The sequence below is a fragment of the Actinoplanes sp. NPDC026619 genome (assembly GCF_040638295.1).
Classification (GTDB): Bacteria; Actinomycetota; Actinomycetes; order Mycobacteriales; family Micromonosporaceae; genus Actinoplanes.
In genome coordinates, this window is record NZ_JBEZYA010000018.1 from 199242 (window position 1) to 220763 (window position 21522).

Genomic DNA, 21522 nt, shown 5'->3' on the forward strand with positions numbered 1-21522 from the left:
GCCTCTCCCGCGGGCAGCTCCCGCACTGCACCTCCCACGCCCCCGGCTCTTGTGCCGCGCCTTTCGCGCCCGGCCCTCCGCGCCGAACCTCCCACGGCATCCGCGTTCCGCAGTTTTCCGCCTTCCGCGGTTCTCCGGCTTCCACGGTCTCCGAGGTCTCCGTTCTCCGGCTTCCTCGGCCAGCGGCTCCCTGCTTCCCCTCCTTTCGCGGTCGCCTGCCTGGCGGTTCCCAGTGCCTGTTGCCTGCCGCCGGTTTTGCGGGGGAGTGTCCGCTGTCGCTGAAAGCGCTCTCTCTCGCAGAATTCCAACCGGTTCGGCTCCTACGGTCCGCCCCGCCGTAGGGCGAACTCCGCCAGGGAACGGCCCCTGCTGGCTCGAGCTGAACTGCAGCTCGGCGCAGCGACAAATATCCGCACGTCTCACTCGCTGTCAGGAGCGGTTTCCGTCGTCCCTTGCGAGGCGTGGCCGAGGTCGGCCCACCGGTCGCGGATACGCATCGACGCGAGCCGGTGGAAAGGCAATTGGCGCCCGGGCGGTGAGCGCGCATTTATCCGAGTGCTGCTCTGGTTGACAGCACGAAGCTTCCGGCTGGTTTTACCGAGTGATCCTCGCGACTGCGGTGTGGCCGATACTGCGTATCCGGTGTGCGCCGCGACGGCAATGTCGGCGCCCGTCAGCCGCCCGACGAGGATCGGGCGCCGCCGGTGACGTCGCATTGCCGGCTGCTGGGGCGCGGCTGGCGGCTGCTGATCTCGGGGAGAGCCGGAGGCGGCGGCCGGACCCGGCCGTGCGGCGGCCACCGGCGGTCGGCGCCATTCGCCGTGCACTGCAGATCCACAATGGCCGTCCGGCTCGCGCCGAGATGTCGACTCCGCAAGGTCGGCTGCTCCTGCTTGGTCAACCGCCTGTGTCTGGCTCTCGACCAACGCCCGACCGGTCGCCTGCGCCTGGCTCGTTCCCAAGGCCCGATCGGCCGCTTTCGCCTGCTGGGCCGCTTTCGCTTGGTTCGTTGCCAAGCCTTGGGCGGATGCTCGTGCCTGGTCGGTCGCCTGCGCTTGATCCTTTGCTAAGACCCGATCGGCGACTTCCGCTTGGTCGACCCGTTGCGCGTGGCCCGCTGCCAAGGCTGGACCGGCCGCTTTCGCCTCGCGCGCAGACTTGACCCGCGCTTCCCGTTCGGCCCGGCGGGCGACGGGTGCCTGGTCGATGCGGCCGGCGTCGCCGGGCTGTTGCTCGCGGCTCGGCGACACATCCCGCACGACCCGGACCTCACCGCCCGGCACGCGCCGCGGCGGCCGCACGACAGTGGCCTCGCCGTCCCAGACCAACGGCGGAACCTCCTCGAAGACATCATGCAGACCCACCGCCCCGCACTCGGCCGAACAACCATGCGACCGGCACAGCTTTTGAGCATGCCGCCGTGCAAGACCCCAATGCCGATGACGCGCGTGCTCACGGCGAAACTCATCCGCAGCCGCCGAATAATTACGAGCCTTCGTTCGGTCACGCATAGCGGCGAGTTCAGAGTTGGTTAATAACTGAAGCTGCCGCTGTCGCATGAATACATTCTTTCGCACTGTGGAGATCAACACAAAACGATTTATAATGCTGATCTCGGATCGGTCGGCTGGATGAAAATGGCAGCCGTAGGACTACTCAATTTGGTCGAAGATAAGTGTTCTAGCGGCCGCAGTCAGGGGTCGATGGGTCAATTTTGGGTGTGGCTTCGCCAGGCGTAGCAAGGGCGAGCTGATCCCTTGGTTGCGGCGGGCTGTGGTTGTGCCTTTCTCAGCCATCGGCGTGCCTCCAGTACTGACGCTTGCGGTCGTCGCGGATTACGAAGCCGAGGCGGCCCAGTTCGGCGCGTAACTCGCGCTGGTCGATCTCATCGCCCGAGGCCAGTGCCGTCTGCCTTGCGGCGAGAAGCGCATGGGCAGTGGCCGGGATCTCGGGCAGGCCGGGCACCCAGCGGCTGTAGGCCGACAGGTACGGGTCTTGGTCGGCCCAGGCGATGCCGCGCTCCGTGAACGCCGCTTGCAGCCGGCCGGCGGACAGGAGAGAGGGCTCGCGGGCCAGCTCGCGACCGGTGCGGCCGAGCAGGACGAGCTGGTCACGGTCGGAGAAGGCGACGGCCACCTCGGCGCGTGGCACCCTGCTCTCCGTGCCGGGGCGGGTCAGCACCACCTCGGCCGGGTCGATCCGGACGCTGAGGGACTCGCGGTCGACCAACGCCGCCAGCACCAGGCCGAGCAGCACGCCCAGCGAGATCGTCGTGGCGGTGGCCGCGGGCACGGGCAGTTTCCTGATCAGGGCAAGAGGCCCTGGCAGCGGCAGCCACCAGGCTGCCCGCACGGCCAGCGTCAGCAGCGCGCCGCCGGCCAGCGGAAGGCCGAGCCAGGTGAGCACCCGGACCAAGCGTGGGGTCGGAACGATCGTCGTCTGTTCGAACACGGGTCTGAGTCTTCGCGGCCGGCGGCCCGTCGCGATACCTACTCAAGTCGATGCTCCATAGACCAAAGTCGACTGCCCTCGGCGTCCGCCCGCCGGTAGCGTCGAGCCATGCCTCAGCGACTTCCGACCAGGTCATGGCTGCTGGAGATCCTTCTTGCAGCGCTCGCCATGCTGCTCGGGCTCTTCTTCGTCGCCAATTCGGTTTCGGAGGGCGACGGCGCCCCGATCGCGCTCGAAGCCGCAGCGGCGGCGGTGTCTTTGACCGGCCTGGTGCTCTTTCGCCGCTCTCATCCGGTGGCACTGACCCTCTTCCTCATTCCCTGCGGCATCCTCCTCGGCATGCCGATGGGGGCGACGCCGGTCGCGCTCTTCGCGGTGGCTCTGCACCGCCGGGCCCGGGTCGCGATCGCCCTCGCCGCTCTGCACGCCGCGGCGGCCGCGGTGATCTATGGTCTGGTGCTGGGACTGACCCGCGCATATTTCGAGTCGGTCGCCTTCCTGGTGCTGCTGCACGTCAGCCTGGTGGCGGTGGCGATGGTGATTCGCGCGCACCGGCAGTTGGTCGCCTCCTGGGCCGAGCGGGTGCGGCAGGCCGAGGAAGGGCAGCGGCTACGCGTCGAGCAGGCCCGGCACGCGGAGCGCGAGCAGATCGCGCGCGAGATGCACGACGTCCTGGCCCACCGCATCTCACTGCTTGCCGTGCACGCGGGTGCGCTGTCGGTGCAGCGCGATGCGTCGGAGGACGAGCGGCAGGCGGCCGGTGTGATCCGGCAGTGCGCGCACGACGCCCTGGAAGACCTACGGTCACTGCTCGGCATGCTGCGGGCGCCGGCGGTCGACCACCCGTTGCCGACTCTCGACGATGTGCCGGCGCTGGTGGAGCAGTCCCGTGGGGCCGGCGCCAACGTCAGCCTGTCCCTGACCAACACCGACGACCCGGAGACCGTGCCCGACCAGATCGGCAGACACGCCTACCGGATCATCCAGGAGGCGCTGACCAACGCGCTGAAGCACGCGCCGGGCTCGCCGGTCCGTGTCGCCATCGACGTGCGCCACATGGAGGGCCTCTCCGTGCACGTGGTCAACGACCTCGGATGGCATCGCCGCCCAGACAAATCACGCACCGACGCGCGGCTGGACCGGTCGAGCGCATCGCGGAGCGATGCCCGGCCCGGCCGATCGAGTGCAGCAAGCGGCGCTGCGCGGCTCGGTCGGCCGGGTGCGTCACTCAGCGGCGCGGGGCTCGACGGGCCGAGCGCATCGCGGAGCGACGCCCGGCCCGGCCGATCGAGTGCAGCAAGCGGCGCTGCGCAGCTTGACCAGCCGGGTGCGTCAGTCAGCGGTGCGGGGCCCGACCGGCCGGGTGCGTCACTCAGCGATGGGCGGCTCGACCGGCCGGGCGTGTCACGCGGTGCTGCGCGGCTCGACCGGCCGGGTGCGTCACTCAGCGGTGCGCGGCTCGATCGGCCGGGTGCGTCACTCAGCGGTGCGGGGCTCGACCGGCCGGGTGCGTCACTCAGCGGTGCGCGGCTCGATCGGCCGGGCGTGTTACGCGGCGCGGCGCAGCTCGACCAGCCGGGTGCAGGGTCCGGCGCGGACTGGGTCTTTCCTGGGGTGCCACGCGCGGAGCCGGCACTGGCCGGAGCGATCCCCGGCACTGGGCCGATCAACGGCACCCGCGTCGGCTGGGCCGAGTGGGGCGAAGGGTCAGCAGTCGAACCGATCCCGGGAGCCGGCGCCGGGTTGGCCGGTCTGCGCGAGAGGGTGCAGTTGGTCGGAGGGCGACTGGAGCACGGACCGACCGCGTCCGGAGAGTTCGACGTCAAGGCGTGGCTGCCGTGGCACACGTGACGGCTGAAAGGCGCCCACCGCAGCCTCCGGAGGAGTTGGTTGCCGGGCACACCGAGAACGTCGAGCCGACGGGAGAGGCGGCGCGGCCGGTTCGGGTGTTGATCGTCGATGACGATGCGATGGTGCGGCAGGGGCTGGAGATGATGCTGCGCGCGTTCGACGAGATCGAGGTGGTGGGGGCGGTCTCGGACGGGACCGAGGTGGCTGCGGCGGTCAACAGCTATCGGCCCGAGGTCGTGTTGATGGACATTCGGATGCCGGGGATGGACGGGCTCACCGCCACGGCGGATCTGCGCCGGCGGCGGGATGCGCCGGAGGTGTTGGTGCTGACGACGTTCGACACGGATGAGCATGTGCGGCGGGCCATGCAGGTGGGGGCGAGCGGGTTTCTGCTCAAGCACGAACCGCCTGCGGACATCGCGCGGGCGATTTGCCGGGCGGCGGCGGGGGAGCCGATGTTCACGCCGTCGGTGCTGCGGCAGGTGATGGGGCTGGCTGCCGGTGGCGCGGAGGATCCGGTGCGGCGTCGGGCCAGAGCAGCACTCGCGCAATTGACGCCCAGCGAGCGCAACGTCGCCGAGCTGATTGCCGAGGGCTTCGCCAACCAGGAGATCGGCGGCCGGCTGCTGATGAGCACGCCCACGGTGAAGGCCTACGTCACCCGCATCTTCGCGAAACTCGACCTGACCAACCGGGTCCAGGTGGCCGCACTGGTCCTGCAGGCCCGCTGACGAGCAACCGCCGAGGCGCGGGGCGGACAGAGGCGACCTCGGTAGGGGTGGCGCCGTCCTCCTTGCTCGCGGCGGTGCCACACGGCGTGGGCCACACGGCGTGGGCCACACGGCGTGGGCCACACGGCGTGGGCCACACGGCGTGAGCCGGGCGGCGTGAGCCGGGCGAACGGCAGCTCGGCGGTGGAGGGCGCGGTCGGGCGTGGGAACGGCGCGCCTTGGCATGTGAGCCGCACGGCCTGGCGCGGCGACGGCGCGGGCGGGTTTGGGGATGGCCCGGGCGGGTTTGGGAGGGGCGGGGGTGGGTGTGGGGGTGTGGAGACGGCGCGGCCCGCCGCTGTCGGGGACGGGCGGCGGGCCGGGTGTGGGTGGGTCAGTAGCCGGTTGGGACCATGCGGCTCAGGAGTTGGTCCAGAGCCACGCTGGCGAAGCCGACTCGGACGTCGCTGGCGCCGTAGGGCATCCATAGGCGGCCGTCGTGGATCATGCCGCCGCAGGAGTAGACGACGTTGGGGACGTAGCCCTCGCGTTCCACCTCGTCCGGGTCCAGTAGGCCCTCGGGCAGGTCGGCGATCACCCGCTCGGGATTCTCCAGGTCCAGGAGCATGGCGCCGATGGCGTAGCGGCGCATCGGGCCTACGCCGTGGGTCAGGACCAGCCAGCCCTGTTCGGTTTCCAGCGGGGAACCGCAGTTTCCCACCTGGATCAGGTCCCAGCCGCGGTGCGGGACCAGCAACGGCACGGCCTGCTGCCAGCGGTGCTGGTCGTCGCGGACGCTCAGGCCCAGGGTCTCTCCGTCCGAGCGGCACAGCGCCAGCTTCTGGCCGCCGACGTAGCGCGGGAACAGCGCCATGCCTTTGTTCCTCGCGGCCGGGCCGTGCAGGCGGGACACGTCGAAATGGCGGAGATCCCGGGTGAAGATGACCCGTCCGGAGATGCGCCGGCCGTCGTACGCCGTGTAGGTGGCCTGATAGGCGAGGCGGCCGTCCGGGTCCAGGGTCTGGACGAAGCGGGCGTCCTCCATGCCGTTGCTCTCGGCCGGTGTGGCCGGCCACATGATTCGCTGGTGGAGCGGGGACGCGCAGGGGAACGAAACCGCATAGTCCTCGGCCACGATGTGCCGGATGTTGTCCACCGTTTCCTGCGTGGTCGGCCGGGTGAGGAGTTCGGCCGGCAGGTGGCCGATGACGTCTTCGAACTCCTCGTCGGTGTAGCGCTCCGGCAGCGTGGCCAGGACGTAGGCCGACGCCTCGTTGTCGATCGCGTCGTCGATGAGGGCGGCCGACAGCTGGAACCGGTAGTGCTGCGCGCCGACCCGCTGGCCGATGACGAGTGGGCCGCCGCGGTCCTCGAGGCGGATCCGGTCGCCGGGGCCGATGACCGCCGAGCAGAAGCCGATCGACGAGATGTGGCCCTCGCCGATCTGGCGCAGGCTGATCGCCACCCGGAACTCGCCGGGATCCAGCCCTTCCTGATCGGGGTGCGCCACCATCGAGGGGTTGCACAGGGCCGCCGCCTCGACCGAGAACTCGTGGCTGAAGTACGCCCCGATCAGCGTGCGGGCCGTCGGCGACAGCTCGATCTCCGGGGGCACCCGGTGCTGCACCAGTTCGTAGTGGTGCTGGAAGGTGGCCAGCAGATCGTGGTGCCGGCCGGCGAACCGGGTCAGCACGTCGTCGAGGAGGCGGCTGGTTTCCGCCTCGTCGAGCTGAAGGATGCGTTCGATCAGGCGGGATGCCCGATTTTGCACGGTCTGGTCGTCCTCGCCGGGCACGAACAGCTTGATCACCACGCGCCGATCGTCCGGCTGCATGACGATTTCATGTCGGGTGTAAAACGTCTGCGCATTCATCGTTGCGGTCACGCTAGGCCGCCTGACGGTCGGGTCGCGCTCCGGGTCACCAACGTGCGTGCGTGCTGCAGCGTGGAGACCAGCGCGAGGGTGGATTCGGCTCCTTGGTTCACATTAGGACCATCTGCCGTTAATCCGTCATAACATCCGCCGGTTAGGGGGTCGTACATGACTGTCTGGGTGTCGTTGTCGCCCAGAAACCAGGCGATCGCCCGAAATAAGGGCTCTTCCCACCGCTGGTCGCCGGTGACCGCGATCGCGGTGGCGCAGGCGTCGGCGGTGGCGGCGGCCTCGATCGGCTGCTGGTCGAAGCGGTGTTTCGGCCGGCCGCGGGCCCATCCGCCGACCGGCACGGTGGACAGGTGGCCCGCGTTGTCCTGCTCGCGGCACAGCCAGGCCAGCATGCGCAGCCCGGACCGCAACTGCGACTCGTCGCCGAGCAGGTCGCCGGCCGCGATGACGACCTCGGCCATCGTCGGGTTCGCGTAGGTGAGCTCGGTGGCCGGCCACGCCCACGCCGGGTCGGGGCCGGGCAGGCCGACGGCGGTAGCCGCGTCGGCGAGCAGCTCGGCCGCGTCGTTGTCGTGCGGGTCGGAACGCACGACCTCGGCGGCGCCCAGTCCGGCGTACGCCATCGCCCTCGGCCAAGGAGAGCGTTGCCGCGCTCCCAGGCGGAAGGCCACGCCGGCCTCGCGCCTGATCCACGGCACCGTGGATCGCGCCGCCGCCGTGCCCAGGCCCCACAGCGCGCGTCCCCACCAGTCGCCCAGGCCGGGCTCGTCGGTCCAGCGCCGGTCGAAGCTCATCCGGTTGCGGAACGCGCCGTCCGGGCCCTGCGCGTGGGTGAGGAACGCCAGATAGCGCTCGGCCAGCCCGACCACCTGCGCGGTGGGCCGCTGTTCCCGGCTGGCGACCAGCAGGCCGCGGCCGACGTCGTCGACGCAGTAGCCGTGCTCGCGCCGGACGATGCCGTTGCGCGCGTGCTCGAGCAGGCCGGTGTCGTCGGAGAGCCGGACGATGTGGTGCCAGTTCGGCGCGGGCGCGTCGGCGAGCTGAATGGGCGGCGGAACAAGCCGCAGGCCGATGCTCATGCCGCGTCCCCGGCCCGCGGTTCGAAGGCCGGGCGCAGGATGGGGGCGATCATGCGGGCACGGAAGCGGCGACGGGCGCCCGGTCGGCGAGCAGACGCCCGGCGAGGCTCTGGTAGCGCGCGGCGACGGCCGGCCAGCGCAGCGTGGGGCCACCGGCGAGGCCGGTGAGACGCCCGGCGATGCCTGGCTCGGTGAGCAGGTGACGGATGGCCGCGGCCATCGCCTCCGGATCCTGATGGGGTACGAGGAGGCCAGGCCCGTCGGCGAGCAGTTCGACCGCGTGCGGGAACTCGGTCGCGACCACCGGCACGCCGGCGCCGACCGCCTCGATGAGCACGCCGGAAGTGACCTGCTCGGTCGAGTCGTAGGGCAGCACGACCACGTCGGCGGAGCGGATCAGGCGCGACAAATCGGCCTGGTCCAGGTAGACGTCGAGCCAGCGGACGGCGTCGGTCACCCCGAGCGCGGCGGCGAGGGCTTTCAAGGAGTCCCGGTACGCGTCCCCGAACTGCTCGAGGACCTTCGGGTGGGTGCGGCCGGCCACCGTGTAGGCGGGCGCCGGGTCGAGGTCGTCGAGCAGCGCGAGCGACCGCAGCGCCCATTCGATGCCCTTGCCGGGGCCGAGCAGCCCCCAGGTGAGCAGGTGCGGGCGGTCGTGATCCGGCCGAGGGGTGAGGGTGTCGTGGCTGCCGGCGCCGTGCGGGATCACCGAGATCTTGCGAGGGTCGACCTGATAGCCGGCGGTCAGCCGCTGCCGGGCGGTGTCGGTCATGGTGACCAGGGCGTCGGCGGTGGCGGCGATGCGTTCGAGGACCTGCCGCTGGAGCGGGTCGGGGTGGCTGAGCACGGTGTGCAGCACGACTATCGACGGGACTTTGAGGGCGCGCAGCAGCGGCAGGATCTCGGCGCCGGCGTCGCCCGGGTAGATGCCGTACTCATGCTGGATGATCGCCGCGTCGTACCGGTTGAGCGCGTTGGCCGCCGCTGCCCAGCCACCCGGATTGTCGGTGTGCCAGGTGTGCACGACCCGCGGCGCGGTCCGCTCGACGTCGATTCCGCCACTGACGTTGTCGCTCGCGAGAAGGCGCACCACTCCGGCGCTGCCACCCGCATTGAGCTGGGTCGCGAGTGCCGCATTGAATGTCGCCAAACCGCATTGAGTGGGCGGGTATGTGCTCAGAAATCCGTAGGTGGCGGGCATGACAGGCCTTTCTCGCTTTGCGGCTGCCTCCCCGCAGCACACCTCACTGCACGTGCGCAGACGTCATTACGACGAGCCGGGGAATTGCTCCGCTTAACGTGCAATTCACATTGCGACGTTAACAAGTCGGACCATTCAACTGACGATTTTTCGGTAAATCGCCAAGTAGTCGTCGACCATGCGCTCGGAGGAGAAGCGCTGCCGCGCCCGGGCCGCGCAAGCGAGCCGGTCGAAAGAGTCGATTGCGGCCACCGCGGCGGCCGCTTCGTCCACGTCTGAAACCAGGCGTCCGGTCACGCCCTCGTCGACCACTTCCGGCATCGAGCCCTTCCGGTACGCGATCACCGGCGTCCCGCAGACCATGGCCTCCACCACGGAGAGCCCGAACGGCTCGGCGAACCGGATCGGATGCAGCAGCGCCGCGCCCGACCCGAGGATCCGCACCCGCTCGGCGGGGCCGACCGACCCGAGGTAGACGACCCGGTCGCCGTCGATGTGCGGCTCGACGTCCCGGGCGAAGAACTCGGCGTCCTGCACGATCCCGCAGATGATCAGCCGGCGGCCGGCCCGGCGGGCGATCTCGATGGCGAGATCGGTGCCCTTGTCCGGGTGGATCCGCCCGAATGCGATGAGGTCGTCGCCGCCGGCGCCGGCGGCGAAATCGGCGAGATCGATGCCGTGGTACACGGTGCCGGCGTAGGTGAGATCGGGGGAGCGGTCGGCGTCCGAGATCGAGACGTAGTGCGACCGCGCATGGCGGTAGGCCGGCAGGATGTTCGACCCGGAGAAGCCGTGGATGGTGGTGACCAGCGGTGCGGCGCAGTGCTGCGAGAACGCCAGCGGCAGCCAGTCGAGGTGGTTGTGGACCAGGTCGAACTCGCCCGAGCGGGCCAGCGCGTGCGAGACGTGCAGTGCCTCCCAGACCCGGCCGTCGAGGTCGGCGCTCTCCTCGTACCCGGTTGGGCTGACGCCGTCGAGCGTCGCTTTGGTGACCGAGTCGAGCGTCGCGAAGAGCGTGACGTCGATGCCGCGTGCGGTCAGCCCCTCGGCGAGCAGGCTGGTGATCAGTTCCCAGGGGCCGTAGTGGAGCGGTGGCGTACGCCAGGCGATCGGCCCCAGCAGCGCCACCCTCATGACAAAATTCGCAGAAAGGGAGTTAGCACTCGGTAAGTATGCCCAGGCGTTTCGATCCGCGTTCTCGTGTTAGAGAAGACGCATGACGGAACTCTGGTGGAAAAGTGCGGTCGTTTACCAGATCTACCCGCGCAGCTTCGCGGACGCCGACGGCGACGGCATGGGCGACCTGCAGGGCATCATCGACCATCTCGACCACCTGGCCGAGTTGGGCGTCGACGTCATCTGGCTGTCCCCGATCCACAAGTCACCGCAGGACGACAACGGCTACGACATCAGCGACTACCAGGACATCGACCCGCTCTTCGGCGACCTGGCCACGTTCGACGCGCTGATGAAGGGGGTCCATCAGCGAGGAATGAAGCTGATCATGGACCTGGTGGTGAACCACAGCTCCGACGAGCACGCCTGGTTCCAGGAGAGTCGCTCCAGCAAGGACAACCCGAAGCGGGACTGGTACTGGTGGCGGCCGGCCCGCGACGGCATGGAACCGGGCACGCCCGGCGCCGAGCCGACCAACTGGGGCGCCGCGTTCGGCGGGCCGGCCTGGGCGTACGACGAGAAGACCGGCGAGTACTACCTGCACCTGTTCTCGCCGAAGCAGCCCGACCTCAACTGGGAGAACCCCGAGGTCCGGCAGGCCGTCTACGCGATGATGAACTGGTGGCTGGACCGGGGTGTGGACGGCTTCCGGATGGACGTCATCAACATGATCTCCAAGGTTCTCCCGCTGGCCGACGGCCGTCTCACGGCCGGGCAGGCGTACGCGGACGGTTCGGCCGGCTACATCAACGGGCCGCGTAACCACGAGTTCCTGCACGAGATGTACGAGCAGGTCTTCGCCGGCCGCGAGGACATGCTGACCGTCGGCGAGATGCCGGGCGTGACGGTGGACGAGGCGATCCTCTTCACCGACCAGGAGCGCCAGGAAGTCGACATGGTCTTCCAGTTCGACCACGTCTGGGCCGACCGCGGCGGCGACCCGTGGCGGGTCTTCCCGCTGCAGCTCACCGTCCTGAAGGGGATCTTCGGCCGGTGGCAGGCGGGGCTGGCCGAGGAGGGCTGGAACAGTCTCTACTGGAACAACCACGACCAGCCGCGGGTGGTCTCCCGTTACGGTGACGACAGCCCCGAGTTCCGCTCGGCGTCGGCGAAGATGCTCGGCACCGTGCTGCACCTGCATCGGGGCACGCCGTACGTCTATCAGGGCGAAGAGCTCGGCATGACCAACTACCCCTTCAGGAGCATCACCGACTTCCGGGACATCGAGGCGCTCGGCCAGTTCCGGCAGGCCACCGAGATCGAGGGCCGCGCGCCCGAGGACGTGCTGACCGTGCTGCGCGCCCGGGGGCGGGACAACGCGCGCACCCCGATGCAGTGGGACGACTCGCCGAACGGGGGCTTCAGCTCCACCACGCCGTGGCTCGCGGTCAACCCGAACTACCGGGAGATCAACGCGACGGCCGAGCGGGCGAACCCGGATTCGGTCTTCCATTACTACCGGCAGCTGATCAAACTGCGGCACGACGAGCCGGCCGTGGTCGACGGCGACTTCACCATGCTGCTGCCGAACGACGAGCGGCTGTACGCCTTCACCCGGCGGCTCGCAAGCACGGAGCTGCTGGTGATCGGCAACTTCACCGGCGAGACGGTGCGGGCCGAGATCGACGGCTGGGAGGAGTCCGAGCTGCTGCTCAACAACCTGCCGGAAGCGCCGGACGGTCTCACGATGGCGCCGTGGCAGGCGGTGGTGCTGCGAAGGACGCGATGAACGGTTCGAGGCCGTCGAGCAGCCGGGCCAGGCCGAACTCGAAGAGCTGGGCCAGGTCGAAGTCGAACGGCTGAGTGGTCAGCGCGCGGAAGTGCGGCATCCCGCCGTCGTTCATCACCGCCGTCAACACTTCGGTCTGCGTCTCGATCCACTGATCGGCGGTCAGTCCGCTGTCCCGGATCGCGTCGGCCTCCGGTTCCAGGCCGCTGGCCACTCCGCGAACGAACGAGAAGATGAGGACCTGGATGTACATCCGGTCGGGCAGCGGGACCCGGGTGCCGTCGAAGGCCGCCATCACCCACTCGCTGAGCCGCATCGCGTTCGGCGCCATCTGCGGCCGGTTGAGTGACATGGTCGGCGCGAGCCAGGGATGGCGCTGAAACGCCGCCCACTCCAGCCGGGCGCACAGCTCGACACCGGCCCGCCAGCCCAGGGGATGGCGGGCCGGCAGCGGCAGCTCGCCGATCGCCGAGTCGATCATCGCGAGGATCAGTTCCTCCCGGCTCGGCACGTGCCGGTAGAGCGACATGGTGGAGACGCCGAGCCGGCTCGCGATGTGCCGCATGGACAGCTCGGCCATGCCGTCGGTGTCGGCGATCTCGATCGCCGCCTCGACGATGCGGCCCCGGGTCAGCTCGTGGTCGCGGCGCGGCGCCGGCCCGGCCACGACGGTACCGACGCCCGGGCGGGCGACGGTCAGACCCTCCTCCTGCAGGGCGGCGTGCGCCTTGGTGGCGGTGGCGATCGCGACACCCCAGTCGCGCACCAGCGCCCGGGCGGACGGCACCCGGTCGCCGGGGCGCAGTTCGCCGGCCTCGATCCGGCCGCGAATGTCCTGCACGATCTGCCGGTAAAGGGCGTCCAAAGCTAGTACACCTGCCTCTGCTGAAAGAACCGTACTAGTACAGTTTGCCAGCCTAGAACACCGACCCTACCCTGGCTAGTACATCGATATACGGAGTACGCAGGAGGACGGGGATATGCGGGTTCTGATTTCCGGCGCGGGGATCGCCGGGCCGGCGCTGGCGCTCTGGCTGCAACGGGCCGGCGCCGACGTGACGGTGGTGGAGAAGGCCAAGTCGCCGCGCCCGGGCGGGCACGCCGTGGACGTTCGCGGGGTGGCGAAGGGGGTGATCGAAAAGATGGGCGTGCGCGAGGCCATCCGGGCCGAGCAGATCGACGACCGCGGCTTCGCCCTGGTCGACGCCCGCAACCGCCGGATGGCCGAGTTGCCGGCCGACATGTTCGGCGGCGAGGGCATCGTCGCCGAGATCGAGATCGCCCGCGGCAACCTGGCACGCGTCCTCTACGACGCCACCGCTGCGGGCGTGACCTACCGCTTCGGCGACAAGGTCGCCGCTCTGACCGAGCGCGGCGACGTGACGTTCGCGAGCGGCGGAACAGCGAAGTTCGACGTGGTGGTCGGCGCCGACGGCGTCCGCTCCGGGGTCCGGGCCCTGGCCTTCGGGCCGCACACCGAGTTCGTCCGCCCGCTCGGCGGCTACAGCTCGTACTTCACCGTGGAAGACCCCGGCGACCTCGGCAACTGGTCGACGATGTTCAACGCGCCGGGCGGCCGGGCCGTCGTGGTCCGCCCCGAGGCCGGCGGCACCGCGAAGGCCAGCCTCAGCTTCCGCTCGCCCGCGATCTACGACCGGATCTCCCGCGACGAGCAGGTGCGGGTGCTGACCGAGCGGTTCGCCGGTGTCGGCTGGCGGGTGCCGTCGCTGCTGGCGGCCCTGCCGGCGGCGGACGACCTCTACTTCGACGAGGTCGCCCAGGTGCACGTCGGGAAGTGGGCACGCGGCCGGGTGGTGCTGCTCGGCGACGCCGGTTACTGCGGATCACCGCTGGCCGGCATGGGCACCAGCATGAGCCTGGTCGGCGCGTACGTCCTCGGCGGCGAGCTGGCGGCCGCGAAGGATCCGGCCGACGCGTTCGCGGCCTACCAGGAGCAGATGGCCGACTACGTCGCGCAGGGCACGCAGCTGCCGCCGGGTGGGATCGCGATGTCGGCGCCGAACAGCCGGTGGATGATCCGGGCGCGGGCCATGTCGATGTCGATGATGGGCCACTGGCCGATGAAGCAGATGCTGGCCAAGCAATTCCTCAAGGCCGACGCGATCACCCTGAAGGAGTACGCGCCGGCCCTCACCAACTAGCTGCGGATGCAGAGGTCGAACGGCTGGCCGCCCGGGTCGAGCAGCACCCGCCAGCGATCCGGCTGCGGCTGCTCGGCCGGCTTGGTGGCGCCGAGCGCGATCGCCTGCTCCTCGGCCTTGTCCAGGTCGTCGACGTAGAAGTCGAGGTGGTAGCGCTTCGGTGCGGCCTCGGCCGGCCAGCCCGGCCCGGCGTAACCGGGCACCTGACCGAAGCCGATGCTGGTGGAGCCGTCGCCGACCATGGCGTACTCCGCCTGGCTGTGCAGCACCTCCCAGCCGAGCAGTTGCGCGTAGAAGGATGCCTGCGCGGCCGGATCGGCGGCGTCGAGGTTGATCATTGCCAGAGAGGCGATTCCTGTCATGACACCCATCCTGGTCCGCAGAGGCTGACATCTTGTGTCAGGTTCATCGCAGGTAGACGAGCCCGTCCAGAACCACGCCCGGCCGGCCCGGAGTGCCCTCCACTTCCACCCGTACCGTGTGATCGCCGCTGGTGGGCCACGACCGTGACCAGATCGCCTGGCGGTAGACGGTCTTCGGTGATCCCAGGTCGATGACGCCCAGGTCGTCGCCGTCCACGATGACCCGCATCCGTCCGGACTGCGCCGCCCGGCTCACCGCGATCGCCGCCGAGCTTCCGCTGAAATGCCAGGTGGCGGACGATCCGGCGGCGGTGGCGCCGAGCGCCACCCCGCCGAGATAACCGGGGTTGCTCAGCGTGCGCCACGTTCCGGTCCGCTGTGCCGCGGCCTCCGAGACGACCACTGGTGTACGGGTGACCGACCCGTCCACGGTGTTGCCGGCCCGGTCGGCCGCCCGCAGCGCGAAGGTGGCCGACCGCCCGGGAGCAAGCGTGCCGTTGCGGCTGTGCACGACGGTCCCGAGGTTGATCGTCGACGGGCTGGTCATGGCCACGGCGGCGACGCCGTTCGCGTCGTCGGCGGTCCACTGCAGCTGGATCGGCACCGAGCCGTCGAGCGAGCCGGTCCGCAGCGCCAGCGTCGGCCCGGAGACGAACTCGGGGGCGACCGCGTCCGAGACGACCTTGGCGCCGACCATCTTCACCTTGCCGGACAGATGCTCGGCCTTGATCGTGACGACGTGATCGCCGGGCGCCAGTCGCAGCGCCGTGGTGCGGTGGGTGCCGGGCGTGGCCACTTCGAGGTTCCCGTCGACGTACATCTCGAAGCGGTTGATCAGGGCGCTCGGGGTGGTGACGTTCCAGAGCGGGCGGATCAGCCCCTTCGTGTACAGCGTCGTGCCGTACCGCGAGGCGCCGGGCATGCGCAGGTAGCGCAGGCCGGCCGTGGCCGCGCCGGCGATCGCCCGGATCGCCGGCAGCTGGCGGTAGAGGCTGTCGCCGGGGCAGGCGGTGCGGCCGGCGTCGCGGTGGCCGGAGATCCGCCAGAGCGTGGCCCGGGCGCCGGCCGCATAGCGGGGCCCGCCGCCGGAGGTGATCACGACCTTGCCGTCCGGCGGGTTGCCGGCGGCGCCCAGCTTGTAGGCGGCCACGGTGGCGATCGCGGTGCGCACGGTCGGCGAGACGCCGACGCCGTCGAAGGTGCCGATCACGGCGATCGCGCTGGCGTTGGAGTTGAAGCCCATCGTGTGCGCGCCGAGCACCGACCGGTTCACGCCGCCGCCGCGGCCCTCGAAGATCCGGCCGCACTTGTCGACCAGGAAGTTGTAGCCGATGTCGTCCCAGCCCTTGGTGCGCACCTGGTAGGCCTGGATGCCGCGGACGATCGCGGCCGAGTCGGCGCAGCTGTAGCCGTTGCCGGTGGCCGTGTGGTGCACGAAGAAGACGCCGACCGGGCCGGTGTAGGTCGGCGCGGCCCGCACGATCGCCTCGTTCGCGTGCCAGCCGGCCCGGGTGACCATGCGCGGGACCGGCCGGGTCGGCAGCGGCACGTCGGCCGTGGCACGGCGTGACATCGACGCCGCGAATCGTTCGGGCGATAAACGTTCGTCGCCCCAACGTTCGTCGCCCCAACGTTCGTCGCCCCAACGTTCGTCGCCCCAACGTTCGTCGCCCCAACGTTCGTCGCCCCAACGTTCGTCGCCCGAACGTTTATCGCCCGAACGTTCGTCCGACGAACGTTTATCGGACGAACGGTTTTCGGCGTCGGGGTTGATCAGGTCGACTCGCAAGCCGGTCGGAAGCGCGCGGCGGCCGCCGGCGATCCGGGCCTCGACCGCGTCGGAGGCGCCCACCCAGATCGGGTCGCTGGCGCCACGGCGGTCGTCGGCGGCGCTGCCGTCCGCCTCGAGCGCCTGCCACGCTGTCCACCGCCGGGTGCCGGCGGCGCGCGTGCGCACCTGGATCGCGCCGTCGACGGTCGCGCCCGGGTCGGCCCAGGTCACGCCGAGCATGCTGAACGGTCTGGTCGTCCGCCCGTGAGCGGCGTCCGGGAACGGGATGGTCTGCAGCGCCGGGTCGGCCGGAGCGGCGGACGCGGGCGGGACCGGGGCCGCGACGATGGCGGCGAGGAAAAGGGCGGCGCGGAGCTTCGTCCGATTCCGGTGCACGTGAACCCCCGTGATACAGGTTGATCGGGCCACCAGTCACGTTGCCGGTCTGACGTCGCATCCGTCCCGGAAATCACCAACTACATGAGGATATTTCTCATGACAAAAACGACATAAAGGATTAATAGGCGTAGCTGTCGTCACAGACGGTTTGGTAAAGATCGTCAAGTGGATGCCGATGGCAGGGGCGTGACCACAGCCGACGCCGTCGCCGGGAGAGCAGCGCCGCTACGCGCGCGCTGGGCCTGGTTGCATGTCGCGGCCGGCCTGCCCCTGGTCGCGATCTACTGCGCCGGGCCGGCCTGGGTGCAGACCCCGGCCTCGGTCATCGCGATGGTGGCCGGCATGGCGTCGCTCTACCTCGGTCCCCAGCGCAATCTCGAGGCGGCCGACCGGCAGCCGTGGCGGCTGATCCGCGTCGGCGGCTGGCTGTTCATCGTCGCCACCGTCATCCGTGCGCTCGTGCCGAGCACCATGTCCACGCCGCCGACGGCCATCGCGCTCATCCCGAACTCGTTCATCGTCCCGGCGTACCTCTGCCTCGGTTATGCGTTCTTGATGATGTTGCGCCGCCGCCGGGCGGCGGACGACGATCCGGCTCGGGTCGACGCGATTCTGGTCGGCCTGGCCGCGGCGTTCCTGACCTGGACGTTCGTGATCTCGCCGGCCGTGCATTCGTCGAACCTCTCCGGCTATCAGGTGCTCGACGCGCTGTTCCCGATCTTCGACGTGGTCATGCTGATCCTGGTCGCGCAGCTCATGCTGGCCGGCGGGGTGCAGCAGGCCGCCCTCTGGCTGATGATCGTCGCCGCGGCCTGCATGTTCGCCGGCGATCTGCTGTTCAGCCTGCGCGACGCCGGGCTGATCGCGATCTCCCAGACGCCGAGCAACGCGGCGTTCCTGCTGATGTTCGTGCTCATCCCGGCGGCGGCGCTGCATCCGTCGACCCGGACGCTGATGGAGCCGCAGAAGATCGTCGTACGGACCATGAGCAAGCTGCGGATGACCGTGATCGCGCTGGTCGTGGTCGTGCCCACGGTGATCACGTCGCTGATGCCGGTCGGCGCTCCGCTCAACGACCTGGTGCGGGCCGGGCTGTGCGCGCTGATCGTGCTGAGCGTGCTCGGCCGGGTGGTGCGCTCCAACAACTCCCGGGTCAAGGCCGAGCGGATGACCCGGCGGCGGGCCACCCACGACGCGCTCACCGACCTGCCCAACCGGGAGCTGCTCTCCGAGACGGTAGCCGCCTGGGCCGGCCGGGCCACCGGTGAGCACCTCGAGATCAGCCTGCTCTTCATCGACCTCGACCGGTTCAAGATGATCAACGACCACTGGGGCCCGGCGGTCGGCGACGAGTTGCTGTGCGCGGTCGCCGGCCGGCTCGGCGAGCAGGTCCGCGCCGAGGACGTGGTGGCCCGCATCGGTGGCGACGAGTTCGTGATCGCTCTGGCCAGCGCGTCGCACCTGCGGCTCGCCGAGTCGCTCGCGGACCGGCTGTTGGTCGAGTTCGCCAAGCCGTTCGCGCTGTCGGTCGGCAAAGTGGTCGTGTCGGCGTCGATCGGAGTGGCCAAGTCGACCGGCGGGGCGCACGCGATCGAGCTGATCCGGGACGCCGACACCGCCATGTACAAGGCCAAGGGCGCCGGGCGCAACGCGTACGCGCTGTTCGACACGTCGCTGCGCGAGCAGGTCCGCGACCGGGTCAAGCTGGAGCAGGCGCTGCGCGGCGCGCTGGAACGGCGCGAGCTGGCCGTGCACTTCCAGCCGATCGTCGACGTGGCCACCGACGAGCTGGACGGCTTCGAGGCGCTGATGCGCTGGTCCTCGCCCGAGCTCGGGTTCGTCTCGCCGGTCGAGTTCATCCCGATCGCCGAGGAGACCGGGATGATCACCGAGATGGGCGCCTGGATGCTGCGCGAATCGGTGACCCAGTTGCAGGAATGGATCGCGCTGCGCGGCCCGCACGCGCGCCCGCTGCACGTCTCGGTCAACGTGGCGGTCCGGCAGCTGCGCGACGGCTCGCTGGTCACGCTGGTCGACGACGTGCTGCGCGAGACCGGCCTGCCGCCGGAGGCGCTCTGGCTGGAGATCACCGAGTCCGGCGTCATGGAGGACATCGAGGCCGCGCTGCTCACCCTGAACGCCCTGCACTCGCTGGGCGTCACGCTCTGCATCGACGACTTCGGCACCGGTTACTCGTCGCTCAGCTACCTGCACCGCCTGCCGGTCGGCATCGTGAAGATCGACCGCTCGTTCATCGACGACGTCGGCGAGATCGGCACCAACGAGCCGATCGTCCGCGCGGTCCTGGCGATGACCCACGCCATGGGCCACCGCGTGGTGGCCGAGGGCGTGGAGACGGCGGTCCAGCGCGACTGGCTGCGCGAACAGGGCTGCGACCTGATCCAGGGCTGGTTCTACGGCAAGGCCGAACGCGCCGAGAACCTCACGAACTGGATCGAGCGCCCGGTCCCGGCCTGACCGCCTGTGTCACCAGGCCGGTGATCATCTCTTCATCGGCGGCGCCCAGGAGTGGCGCGACCTGTCGTCGTGGCCGCCGCCGGGCGTCGTGGGACGACTTTCCGGTACGACCCGGCCGATCCGACCCCGTCGATCGGCGGACCGCTGCAGTCACCGACGCAGGGCCAGCGCGACAACGCCCCGCTCGAGGGACGCTCCGACGTGGTCGTCTTCACCGGCGAGGCGCTGGTGGAGGGCGTCGAGATCACCGGCCCGGTGCGCGCCGAGTTCGACGTCTCCACCACCGCCGCCTGCGGCGATCTGTTCGCCCGGCTCTGCGACGTCGACCCGGCCGGCAAGGCGATCAACATCTGCGACGGGCTGACCCGCTTCTCAGGCGGCGGGCGGGTCATCGTCGACATGGGACCGGCCGGCCACCGGTTCCAGCCCGGCCACCGCATCCGGCTGCAGGTCAGCGGCGGCGCCCACCCGCGTTTCCTGCGCAATTACGGCACCGGCGAGCCGCCCGGACCGGCCACCCGGATGGTTTCCACCGACACCACGGTGCGGCACACGTCAACGCTGGTGCTGCCGGTGGTTTAGCGCTCTTGATCAGTGGGGTATTGCGTCGCCGCACCCCCCACTGATCGAGGAGTAACAATGTCCATTCAGGGACTTCTTTACGTGATCGCCGTCATCCTGCTGGTCCTCGCGGCCCTGCCGATCGGCACCCGTGGCATCAGCCTCGCGCTGCTCGGCGCCGCCTGCGCCCTGCTGGCCTTCTCCTGGGACACCATCACCGCTTAGGCCGCCTAGGGTTCCACGACCAGAACGACCTTGCCGCGGCCGTGCCGGGACTCGACCACCCGGTGCGCCGCGACCACGTCGGACAGCGGATAGGCGCGCACCGGCATGACGACCTGGCCCTCCCCGGCCAGCTCGATCACCTCGGCCAGGCGGCGCGGATCGCGGCCGGCGCGCACCACCCGGGCGCCGTGCTCGGCCGCGGCCTTGTCGTCCACGATGGTGCCGACTCGATCGGGTGAGATTCCGAGCGTCACCGACTGTGTGATCGCGTCACCGCCGGCCGCGTCGAGCGCCACGGTCGGCGTGTGCCCCGTGGCGCGTACCCCCGCCGGCAGTTGATCGCCGTAGGCGACCGGAATCGCACCCAGCTGCCGCAGGTAATCGTGATTGCCGGGCGACGCCGTGCCGATCACCGTGGCCCCCGCCCGCCGGGCGAGCTGCACCGCGATCGTGCCCACGCTCCCGGCCGCGGCGTGCACCAGCAGCACGTCGTCCGCACCCACCGCGAGCTCGGCGAGAGCCCCGGTCGCCGTCTGCGACGCCGCGACGAACGCGGCAGCGGCCGGGAGATCCAGGCGGTCCGGCTTACGCACCACCTGGGGTACGGGCACGCAGAGCAACTCGGCGCAGGCGTTGAACATGGTCGAGCCCAGCACCGCGTCACCTACCGCCAGCTCGGTGACGCCCTCGCCCAGCCGATCGACCACCCCCGAGTACTCCTGGCCGATCTGCTGCGGGAAGCTCGCCGGGGCCCAGGACATGACGCCCTGCCGAAATCCGACATCGAACGGCTGCACGCCCGCCGCCCGCACCCGGATCCGCACCTCACCCGGCCCCGGCTCCGGGTCGGGCAGAGTCGCAATACGCAGCACATCGGGCGAACCGAAGCGGTCGAACACCACAGCTCTCATGAGGTTCACTCTGCAAGCTGAACCGAGGTTGAGGTCAAGGGTGGCAGGCCCTTATCCTTTGCCCTCGCCGATCATGGGGAGCAAACGTGTACCCGCAGCAACCACAGCAGCAGGCGTCGCAGGGAAGCGGCATCTCGCTGACTACTAAATACAACTGGATGACCTTCCTGCTGGCGCTCTTCAAGCCAGTGATCGAGATCAACGGCCAGCGGGTCGGCAACACCTGGGGCCAGCAGTTCATCCCGCTGCAGCCGGGTCAGTACCAGCTGCACGTGCACGTTCCGTACCTGTGGAAGCTCGGCTCGGCCGACCTGCCGGTCAACATCTACGCCGGCCAGGTCGTCGAGCTGGAGTACCGCGCGCCGGTGATCGCCTTCATCGGTGGCGCGCTGGGCGCACCCCCGCAGAAGTGGCCGGGCATGGTCGTCATGATCATCCTGTACGCCGTCATCGGTGTGCTGTTCCTCTGCGTCTGCGGCGGCGTCGTCGTGGCCGCGCTGAGCTCGAACTCCACCAGCGCCGACGTCTTCACCGCGGTGCCGGCCCTGCTGCGCTGAGCGTCACCGCCGGG

18 protein-coding genes and 1 pseudogene are annotated in these 21522 nt (G+C 70.1%); 8 read left to right on the forward strand and 11 right to left on the reverse strand.

The window, feature by feature from the left end; translation table 11 throughout:
* Positions 1–419: 419 nt before the first annotated feature.
* Both AB0E90_RS33760 and AB0E90_RS33765 read right to left on the reverse strand, forming a co-directional pair.
* Positions 420–1592 carry a hypothetical protein gene (locus AB0E90_RS33760; protein ID WP_360415053.1) on the reverse strand — a complete coding sequence of 391 codons (1173 nt, stop codon included), beginning with the start codon at positions 1590–1592 and terminating at the stop codon, positions 420–422.
* Between the two features lie 196 nt (positions 1593–1788).
* Entirely contained in the window at positions 1789–2451 is a 663-nt protein-coding gene (locus tag AB0E90_RS33765) for a hypothetical protein (protein ID WP_360415055.1), read from the reverse strand.
* A 108-nt stretch (positions 2452–2559) separates the two neighbouring features.
* Here AB0E90_RS33765 and AB0E90_RS33770 point away from each other — a divergent pair, with 108 nt between their 5' ends.
* Positions 2560–4302 carry a histidine kinase gene (locus AB0E90_RS33770; protein ID WP_360415057.1) on the forward strand — a complete coding sequence of 581 codons (1743 nt, stop codon included), beginning with the start codon at positions 2560–2562 and terminating at the stop codon, positions 4300–4302.
* Positions 4299–5033 (forward strand): response regulator transcription factor, encoded by a 735-nt coding sequence (locus AB0E90_RS33775; RefSeq protein WP_360415059.1) that lies wholly within the window; start codon positions 4299–4301, stop codon positions 5031–5033. Before AB0E90_RS33770 ends, AB0E90_RS33775 begins: the two co-directional genes overlap by 4 nt.
* 373 nt (positions 5034–5406) lie before the next feature.
* Here the strand turns inward: AB0E90_RS33775 and AB0E90_RS33780 are convergent, their stop codons facing one another.
* From AB0E90_RS33780 to AB0E90_RS33795, 4 genes are all read right to left on the reverse strand, one after another.
* Positions 5407–6846 (reverse strand): glycoside hydrolase family 130 protein, encoded by a 1440-nt coding sequence (locus tag AB0E90_RS33780; RefSeq protein WP_360415061.1) that lies wholly within the window; start codon positions 6844–6846, stop codon positions 5407–5409.
* Positions 6847–6893: 47 nt separating this feature from the next.
* The gene (locus AB0E90_RS33785; protein ID WP_360415063.1) at positions 6894–7976 is read right to left on the reverse strand and encodes a glycosyltransferase; all 1083 of its coding nucleotides are present in this window, start codon (positions 7974–7976) and stop codon (positions 6894–6896) included.
* 49 nt (positions 7977–8025) lie between these two features.
* Positions 8026–9177, reverse strand: a complete 1152-nt coding sequence (locus tag AB0E90_RS33790) for a glycosyltransferase (RefSeq protein ID WP_360415065.1) — start codon at positions 9175–9177, stop codon at positions 8026–8028.
* Between the two features lie 135 nt (positions 9178–9312).
* On the reverse strand, positions 9313–10311 hold the full coding sequence (locus AB0E90_RS33795) for a glycosyltransferase family 4 protein (RefSeq protein WP_360415067.1): 999 nt from the start codon (positions 10309–10311) through the stop codon (positions 9313–9315).
* 82 nt (positions 10312–10393) lie between these two features.
* On the opposite strand from AB0E90_RS33795, the gene AB0E90_RS33800 reads away from it, so the two are divergent.
* Positions 10394–12082 carry an alpha-glucosidase gene (locus AB0E90_RS33800; protein ID WP_360415069.1) on the forward strand — a complete coding sequence of 563 codons (1689 nt, stop codon included), beginning with the start codon at positions 10394–10396 and terminating at the stop codon, positions 12080–12082.
* Here AB0E90_RS33800 and AB0E90_RS33805 read toward each other — a convergent pair.
* Positions 12036–12947: a TetR/AcrR family transcriptional regulator C-terminal domain-containing protein gene (locus AB0E90_RS33805; RefSeq protein ID WP_360415071.1), complete on the reverse strand. Its 912-nt coding sequence runs from the start codon at positions 12945–12947 to the stop codon at positions 12036–12038. The genes AB0E90_RS33800 and AB0E90_RS33805 overlap by 47 nt on opposite strands.
* A gap of 115 nt (positions 12948–13062) precedes the next feature.
* Between AB0E90_RS33805 and AB0E90_RS33810 the strand changes: the two genes are divergently transcribed.
* A complete protein-coding gene (locus AB0E90_RS33810; protein WP_360415073.1) occupies positions 13063–14244 on the forward strand; it encodes an FAD-dependent monooxygenase in 1182 nt (393 codons plus the stop codon).
* Here AB0E90_RS33810 and AB0E90_RS33815 read toward each other — a convergent pair.
* The 3 genes and pseudogenes from AB0E90_RS33815 to AB0E90_RS33825 form a co-directional block, all read right to left on the reverse strand.
* Complete coding sequence (locus AB0E90_RS33815) at positions 14241–14606, reverse strand: VOC family protein (protein ID WP_360415075.1); 366 nt, start codon at positions 14604–14606, stop codon at positions 14241–14243. The genes AB0E90_RS33810 and AB0E90_RS33815 overlap by 4 nt on opposite strands.
* 43 nt (positions 14607–14649) lie before the next feature.
* On the reverse strand, positions 14650–16179 hold the full coding sequence (locus AB0E90_RS33820; RefSeq protein WP_360415117.1) for an N-acetylmuramoyl-L-alanine amidase: 1530 nt from the start codon (positions 16177–16179) through the stop codon (positions 14650–14652).
* A 74-nt stretch (positions 16180–16253) separates the two neighbouring features.
* A pseudogene (locus AB0E90_RS33825) lies at positions 16254–16349 on the reverse strand (hypothetical protein); the annotation flags it as partial.
* A 613-nt stretch (positions 16350–16962) separates the two neighbouring features.
* Between AB0E90_RS33825 and AB0E90_RS33830 the strand changes: the two are divergent.
* From AB0E90_RS33830 to AB0E90_RS33840, 3 genes are read left to right on the forward strand one after another with little or no spacing between them, the layout of a single operon-like run.
* On the forward strand, positions 16963–19254 hold the full coding sequence (locus AB0E90_RS33830; protein ID WP_360415077.1) for a bifunctional diguanylate cyclase/phosphodiesterase: 2292 nt from the start codon (positions 16963–16965) through the stop codon (positions 19252–19254).
* Positions 19255–19305: 51 nt separating this feature from the next.
* Positions 19306–19836 carry a CocE/NonD family hydrolase gene (locus AB0E90_RS33835; protein ID WP_360415079.1) on the forward strand — a complete coding sequence of 177 codons (531 nt, stop codon included), beginning with the start codon at positions 19306–19308 and terminating at the stop codon, positions 19834–19836.
* Positions 19837–19893: 57 nt separating this feature from the next.
* Positions 19894–20040: a hypothetical protein gene (locus tag AB0E90_RS33840; RefSeq protein ID WP_360415081.1), complete on the forward strand. Its 147-nt coding sequence runs from the start codon at positions 19894–19896 to the stop codon at positions 20038–20040.
* Positions 20041–20045: 5 nt separating this feature from the next.
* On the opposite strand, the gene AB0E90_RS33845 is transcribed toward AB0E90_RS33840, so the two are convergent.
* On the reverse strand, positions 20046–20951 hold the full coding sequence (locus AB0E90_RS33845; protein ID WP_360415083.1) for an NADP-dependent oxidoreductase: 906 nt from the start codon (positions 20949–20951) through the stop codon (positions 20046–20048).
* An 86-nt stretch (positions 20952–21037) separates the two neighbouring features.
* On the opposite strand from AB0E90_RS33845, the gene AB0E90_RS33850 reads away from it, so the two are divergent.
* Positions 21038–21508, forward strand: coding sequence for a hypothetical protein (locus AB0E90_RS33850; RefSeq protein ID WP_360415085.1), 471 nt, complete (start codon positions 21038–21040; stop codon positions 21506–21508).
* Positions 21509–21522 lie beyond the last annotated feature (14 nt).

Coding starts and splice junctions, on each gene's coding strand:
- AB0E90_RS33770 (WP_360415057.1), top strand. CDS start 2,560: ATGCCTCAGCGACTTCCGACCAGGTCATGGCTGCTGGAGATCCTTCTT.
- AB0E90_RS33780 (WP_360415061.1), bottom strand. CDS start 6,846: ATGCAGCCGGACGATCGGCGCGTGGTGATCAAGCTGTTCGTGCCCGGC.
- AB0E90_RS33785 (WP_360415063.1), bottom strand. CDS start 7,976: ATGAGCATCGGCCTGCGGCTTGTTCCGCCGCCCATTCAGCTCGCCGAC.
- AB0E90_RS33790 (WP_360415065.1), bottom strand. CDS start 9,177: ATGCCCGCCACCTACGGATTTCTGAGCACATACCCGCCCACTCAATGC.
- AB0E90_RS33795 (WP_360415067.1), bottom strand. CDS start 10,311: ATGAGGGTGGCGCTGCTGGGGCCGATCGCCTGGCGTACGCCACCGCTC.
- AB0E90_RS33800 (WP_360415069.1), top strand. CDS start 10,394: ATGACGGAACTCTGGTGGAAAAGTGCGGTCGTTTACCAGATCTACCCG.
- AB0E90_RS33810 (WP_360415073.1), top strand. CDS start 13,063: ATGCGGGTTCTGATTTCCGGCGCGGGGATCGCCGGGCCGGCGCTGGCG.
- AB0E90_RS33815 (WP_360415075.1), bottom strand. CDS start 14,606: ATGACAGGAATCGCCTCTCTGGCAATGATCAACCTCGACGCCGCCGAT.
- AB0E90_RS33820 (WP_360415117.1), bottom strand. CDS start 16,179: ATGTCACGCCGTGCCACGGCCGACGTGCCGCTGCCGACCCGGCCGGTC.
- AB0E90_RS33840 (WP_360415081.1), top strand. CDS start 19,894: ATGTCCATTCAGGGACTTCTTTACGTGATCGCCGTCATCCTGCTGGTC.
- AB0E90_RS33845 (WP_360415083.1), bottom strand. CDS start 20,951: ATGAGAGCTGTGGTGTTCGACCGCTTCGGTTCGCCCGATGTGCTGCGT.